Genomic DNA, 6,005 nt, shown 5'->3' on the forward strand with positions numbered 1-6,005 from the left:
GAATTTCATTTTCTTCTCCTTAAATTGTAAAAAGGTAGCCCGAATAGGACTACCTGACTTATAAATCATCAATGGCTACTGAAATAGCCTGCAACTTTTTATTTTGGACTTTCTTTTCATCAATCAATTGATGAAGTTCTTCAATTTGCTTCTGACAGGCGGAAATGTCCTTGTTATTTTGTGCAATGGTATCAGCCAAGTGTTGTTTATAGTCACTTGTAATATTTACCTTCTTCGGCTGACTTTGTTTAACGGTTGATGCGAGCGTTTGTACATCTTTAGATTCTGACTCCTTTTGTTGCTGTTCAAAAGCAGCCACATAGTCTACTTCTTCAATTGGTTTTTCTTCCTGTTTATGGAAGAGTGCTGCGATTTTAGCTCGTTCTTCATGGGATGATGTTGTTTTCACATCATCTAATGGCTGATCAAAATTCCATGTTTTACTCATTCTGTATCCTCATTTCTGTAATCTGGGGGCGGTGTAGATTCTTTACCAAAGGCTTGCTCTAGTGCTTCATGAAATGACAACTGACTTGATTGTTGCCGTTTGATAAAGGTGCTATACATTGCAGTTTGTAGTTGGTCACGATAGTTTTCTAATTTCTCAGTCTCACGTGAGACCTTTTCTTCTTGCCTAGCTACTTTTTCAGCTAGACGTTCAATCACACTCATAGGGCGTCCTCCTTGTCACATTCTAGATTATGATAGCGGACTTGATTTTGTTATCACAATTCCATAGCACGCTCTCGTTTTGGTGGAGGATGATTCTTAATGGCTTGTATCTGGGCTGACTGAATAAGATTGCTTAAGGATATTTCCTTCTGTTGCTTCACAATATCATTCCAATCTGACTTTGCTTCAAGTCCCTGTAATGGTGGTAAATCTTGAACGATTGGAAGTCCTTTGTCTAACAATTTTTTACAAAATTCTCTTCCTGCCTCATCGTAATCAACAGCCAATGTTAATGCGTTTGAATGGGTTTGGAAAAAGTTTGTCGTCTCTTGTATTGCCTGAAGATAATGGCTAAGTCTGCTTGGTTTTACTGTATTTAGAAATGCCAATTTTCCCTGTTCCTCTGCTGCTAGACGCAAGACTTGGTAAGCAATCACTGAAAGTTTTAAGCCTTCCATTGAAATCAGGCGAACATCTGATAGCTGCTTGTGATGAAGCTGATAATAACTCATCATATCGATAACTGATTCACAAAAAATGAGTCGCTTGGGATTACCAATATCGAAACTAATACCGACATAGCCATGAGAGCCTTTCATGATTTTCTTCAAATAACCACGTTTGTGTCTTTCTTCATTTTTGACGAGACCTTGAAGGCTTGCGGCCTGTAAGACACCATTATGGTCATAGCTTTTAAACACTAAAACTGACTCCGCTTGATAAGTAGCTTGAGCAAGCAATCCTTGTCTACCAAAGGTATTGATAGTCTGATCACTTAGGCCACGGATGTCTTTTAAGTAAATACGTGCTTGCTGAATCGGTTCTTCATGCAAATAATATTGAAACGGTTGATAAGTTTCTTCTATCACCGTAGCCTGTTCAAAATCTCCAGTTTCAAGATAGGATACAGCCTCTTTGAAAGTAACACCTGCCACTAATTGAACAAAGTCAATCACATCCCCTTGTATATCTCTTGAAAACCATTTGAAAGTATTGGTATCGGCAAAAATCCGAAAGGAATCATGGTCTGGGTGTTCATAAATGTGTCCTGATAAACGTCTGAAGGAATAACCCAAACTTTCAGCCACATCTAAAATGGTCTTTTGTTTTACTATTTTAATTCGTGTCATCTTGTCTCCCTATAAAAAAAGCAGAAGACTGTCTCCTGCTAGTTGTTCTCACTTGTTGTAGTTCCTTGGATCGTTGGTATGCTGGAATTAGCACCATTTGTGGCTTCTTTCATGTCCTCCAGTTTCCCATTCCAAATGGTCAACTGATTAACCAGGAGCTTGTCGGAAACTTTGGAGTAGGATAACATAACCGTCTTGATTTCTGTCTGAGTGGTTCGCTGTTGTTGCTCACTCAAATCAGAAACATAGGTAACTTGATAGGTAACTTCCGCAAGTGCAACATTGCTTTCTGTATTGACATAGATACTCGCTGATTCAAATCGGTAGTCAAGCATATAATCTTTATAAACTTGATTGATCGCTTTATTCTGATTTGCTTCCTCTTCTGAAAATGCAGAATCCGTCATGTAGGGTTTGATACGAGTGTTATTTTCTCCTAGCTGGACCTTTGTATAATATTGTGTGAGAAATTCTTTGACAAGCTCATCTGAAAGGACTGTCGCCCTTTCCTCCTGCTTTTTCTTTGATACAAGTTTATTGGCTTCTGCTCGTATTTGGTTCTCTGTTTGCTTTGAAACAGATTGTGAGCCAATCGTGTAGCCAATCATGACCATAAAACTGACTGCGATTAAACCTCCGACTCCAATTAGAAATCGAGCTTTCACTTTATTGAACATGCCTTACTCCTTTATTAGTGATAGCCACATCATATCAAGATTAAGTTGGAAATTTTATCACAAGAAAAATATGATTAACTACAAATTATACTCTGTAAAAATCAAAAATAGCAAACCAGAACCTATTCAATAGATAAAGATGTTGAATTATAGTTCGTTGCGTTTTGAAGTAGCCAGCTCTATTCCAAATTCTACTGAACTAGTTTTCAGAAATTGGTGCTCAAATATCTTTTCAAGAAAATATAGTTATAATGACTCTTTAAGAACATTAAAAATTTTCACTCCGATTACTTTAAAACTGAGCCAAATAACTTTATTTTCCGGATTAACTACTTTGTAGAATAATTTAAACTAAATATTTTTAAGATATACTACAATAAAAGACATATCCTATAATTTCTGTAGTAGGAACAATCTATACAGAGGCTATAGTTTTTTGAGTATATAAAAAAGTTCCATAAGACCTCCCTAATCATCATTAGGAAGTGCTTATGGAACAATTTTAGAATACCACAGTACTCTTCGAATTAGAAAATAAGAACATCAAATCGAGACCATTTTTTCAAGTCAACACGCATATCACTATTCAGCGTGAGCTTGATTACCCAGCTCCAAACTACCTTAGTCAGATGTTATTACCAACATAAATCTACAGTATCTATTCTGAATATCAAAGGGATGCCAACTATGTTAAAAACCAAAGATGTCTTCTTCAGTGTAAATCCTGTAAACAGATGACAGTCACTGAAGTGTCTCTCATCAAAAAACACTAAATCTCACAACCCATCTGCATAAAGATCACTCAATACTGCACCGAAAAACTCACCGACACTTCCACTACCTAAAGACTTCCTTTCTCAACCTCTGTCGTACAACGGCAGTTAGAACTGCTATCTGACGGAATTTCCCTATTCTAACACTAATTTAAAGCAATCGATAAGCTCATCAAGGATATCAAACGTCAGTCACTCAGTTTTCGACAAGTTACAAACTTCAGAAACAAATTTCTAAACTAACTTAACATCAAAAAGATAGAATCAATCTGTTCCTCTCTCCTATAGATTATAAGTTTCCTACTACAGCTGCAATGGGGCTTTTTAACAACCAAATTATGACCATCTGAATAATTTATAACTTATCAAATGTAGAAGATAGTATATCTTTGTATTTATTCTACATTATTGCTTTCTAAATTTGAAACTACATACTAGAAAGACTATGAATAACAAAACATCGACAACATACAGAGACCTACTCTCAAGATATATTCGGATGGCATTGAATAGAAAAAACATTGATAGAGTTAATAACGCATACGGTATTACTTTTTTCATGAATTTGAACCTCCTTTACACCAGTATATCTAAGTTACAATACAAAATCATGAGTAAAAAGGGTAATTACTTAATATATCCTAACTTCTGAGCTTTTATAACAGCTTTTAACGTTGAATCAACTTCGAGTTTTTCCAATATATTTTGAATATGATTCGTTAGCGTTCTATCAGAAATGTAAAGGGATTTAGCAATCTCTTCTTAAATCTAGGTTTTGGTCTAGTAAGTTAACTCCTCCAATAATTATATTTCCTTCATTACCTTCCCCACTAATACTTTGTAAACCTAGTAAAATTTTTACTAAGGAGGTTTTGCCGGTACCTGATTTTCCAGTTATAAAAAGAGTATCTCCTTCCTTAAGAGAGAACGAAAGATTTTTGAAAAGATATGGTGATGCATTATCGTATCTATATGATAACCTGTCGACATTAACTATACCGTTTTGAATCTTCGTAAAGGTTTTAGGAATTTGTTCTTCTCCTACCAAGTCTACAAGTCTTTCAATATTTGGATACAGATTAGCCACGTTAATTAGGCTACTTACAATTCCCATCGTGGGAGAATACAATATCATAGCCATAGAACTGATTAAGGCAATTTCCCCACTTCTTTCAGGATTCAATAACACTATAACTAGGCTCATAATAGAAATTAGAAGAGAGAAGAATGTCGAAGTGGCTTGCTGGAATGTTATTGATTTAGCTTCTACAATTCCTCTATCAATCTGCGACTGTACATAATCTGATAAACTACTTTTGATTTTTTTTAGATAACGATGGGTAATTCCTGATCCTATTAAAAAATTATAAGATAATATTTTAATAACTATTGTGTTTATCAACCAAATGGTTTATAATATTCTTAGCGTAAACTTGGAGGTGCTGTATGACTACGGCAGAAATGATTAAAGAACTGTGTGAGCAAATGAATATAAGTGTTTCCGAACTTGCTAGACGTATTGGCCAGACTCCACAGAATTTCAATAAAAAATTACAACGAGAAACAGTAACCTTGGATGAGTTGAAGGCCATTGCTGATGTGCTAGGTGTCAAGTTTGTGCAGGCATTTATTTTACCAGATGGAGAAGAAATAAAAATATCTAACGAATAAAGGAGGATGTTTATATGGTAGGTAATGTTATTCAAATAGTAACAGAGAAATTATCATCTTTGCCTTTTATAGAAGGCATCGTATTAGGGGGCTCACGTGCAAGAGGCACCCATACAGAAAATTCTGATATAGATATCGGAATCTATTACAATTCAGACTCATTTGACCTGACAGCGATTAATCAAATTGCTACAGAATTGGATGATAAAAATAGAAACAACCTTGTTGTGCCTCCCGGAGCGTGGGGTGATTGGATTAATGGCGGCGGATGGTTATTTATAAATGGGTATCATGTTGACTTGATTTTACGTGATATAAAACGGGTAGAACAAATAATCAAAGATACGGAGCAAGGAATTGTTACTGCCAATTATCAGACCGGGCATCCCCATGGTTATATAAGTGCAATGTATCGTGGAGAATTAGCGATTAGTAAAATACTATATGCTAAGAACGAAAGCTTATGCGAATTAAAAAAGCAGGCAGAAATTTACCCTACTGCTCTAAAGAAAAGCTTGATGAACTTTTTTATATTTGAAGCTGAATTCTCTTTAATGTTTGTAAAAGCAAATGCGGGGGTAGAGGATAAATATTATATTGCAGGCCATGTTTTTCGTATTATTTCATGCTTAAATCAAGTACTATTTGCATGTAATAATGCTTATTGCATTAACGAAAAGAAAGCTATAAAACTGCTTGAAACTTTTGAATATAAACCTGAAAAATATGCCGAAAGAGTTAATCATATTTTTGAAGTACTCGGTCTTTCTCTTTTTGAATGCTACGATATGACCGAGAAACTTTATAAAGAAGTGAATGAAATTGTATCGGAGATAAATAACTTTTTAAACGAGGAGAGTTCAGATGAAAGAAAACAAATATGATGATAATATATTTTTTCAAAAATACAGTCAAATGAGTCGCTCGCAGAAAGGACTGGCTGGTGCGGGAGAATGGGAGACTTTGAAAAAGATGCTACCTGATTTTAAGGGTAAGCGTGTGCTTGATTTAGGATGCGGCTATGGATGGCACTGTATATATGCGATGGAAAACGGTGCTTCCTCTGTAGTAGGTGTTGATAT

The 6,005-nt window shown here is 35.4% G+C and carries 9 protein-coding genes; 3 read left to right on the forward strand and 6 right to left on the reverse strand.

Going from position 1 to position 6,005, the window contains the following annotated elements; translation table 11 throughout:
* Positions 1-58: 58 nt before the first annotated feature.
* The 6 genes from SST111_RS07010 to SST111_RS07035 all read right to left on the reverse strand — a co-directional run bounded on the left by SST111_RS07010 (position 59) and on the right by SST111_RS07035 (position 4,654).
* Positions 59-448 carry a DUF5945 family protein gene (locus tag SST111_RS07010; RefSeq protein WP_011922440.1) on the reverse strand — a complete coding sequence of 130 codons (390 nt, stop codon included), beginning with the start codon at positions 446-448 and terminating at the stop codon, positions 59-61.
* Positions 445-672 carry a DUF5965 family protein gene (locus SST111_RS07015; RefSeq protein WP_011922441.1) on the reverse strand — a complete coding sequence of 76 codons (228 nt, stop codon included), beginning with the start codon at positions 670-672 and terminating at the stop codon, positions 445-447. The genes SST111_RS07010 and SST111_RS07015 overlap by 4 nt, the downstream gene beginning before the upstream one ends.
* A 53-nt stretch (positions 673-725) precedes the next feature.
* Entirely contained in the window at positions 726-1,802 is a 1,077-nt protein-coding gene (locus tag SST111_RS07020) for a toprim domain-containing protein (RefSeq protein WP_011922442.1), read from the reverse strand.
* 38 nt (positions 1,803-1,840) lie between these two features.
* Positions 1,841-2,479, reverse strand: a complete 639-nt coding sequence (locus SST111_RS07025; protein WP_099810483.1) for a peptidylprolyl isomerase — start codon at positions 2,477-2,479, stop codon at positions 1,841-1,843.
* A gap of 1,400 nt (positions 2,480-3,879) precedes the next feature.
* The gene (locus SST111_RS12630) at positions 3,880-4,008 is read right to left on the reverse strand and encodes a LuxR C-terminal-related transcriptional regulator (protein ID WP_228476117.1); all 129 of its coding nucleotides are present in this window, start codon (positions 4,006-4,008) and stop codon (positions 3,880-3,882) included.
* On the reverse strand, positions 4,001-4,654 hold the full coding sequence (locus tag SST111_RS07035; RefSeq protein ID WP_257211802.1) for an ATP-binding cassette domain-containing protein: 654 nt from the start codon (positions 4,652-4,654) through the stop codon (positions 4,001-4,003). The genes SST111_RS12630 and SST111_RS07035 overlap by 8 nt, the downstream gene beginning before the upstream one ends.
* 44 nt (positions 4,655-4,698) lie before the next feature.
* Between SST111_RS07035 and SST111_RS07040 the strand changes: the two genes are divergently transcribed.
* From SST111_RS07040 to SST111_RS07050, 3 genes are all read left to right on the forward strand, one after another.
* The gene (locus SST111_RS07040) at positions 4,699-4,923 is read left to right on the forward strand and encodes a helix-turn-helix domain-containing protein (protein WP_000205227.1); all 225 of its coding nucleotides are present in this window, start codon (positions 4,699-4,701) and stop codon (positions 4,921-4,923) included.
* A gap of 14 nt (positions 4,924-4,937) precedes the next feature.
* Positions 4,938-5,807 carry a nucleotidyltransferase domain-containing protein gene (locus tag SST111_RS07045; protein ID WP_000233000.1) on the forward strand — a complete coding sequence of 290 codons (870 nt, stop codon included), beginning with the start codon at positions 4,938-4,940 and terminating at the stop codon, positions 5,805-5,807.
* Positions 5,788-6,005: class I SAM-dependent methyltransferase (locus tag SST111_RS07050; protein WP_142350753.1), on the forward strand; the 218-nt coding region annotated here is incomplete at its 3' end. The genes SST111_RS07045 and SST111_RS07050, both read left to right, overlap by 20 nt.

Source organism: Streptococcus suis YS161 (assembly GCF_002760245.1).
Taxonomy (GTDB): domain Bacteria; phylum Bacillota; class Bacilli; order Lactobacillales; family Streptococcaceae; genus Streptococcus; species Streptococcus suis_I.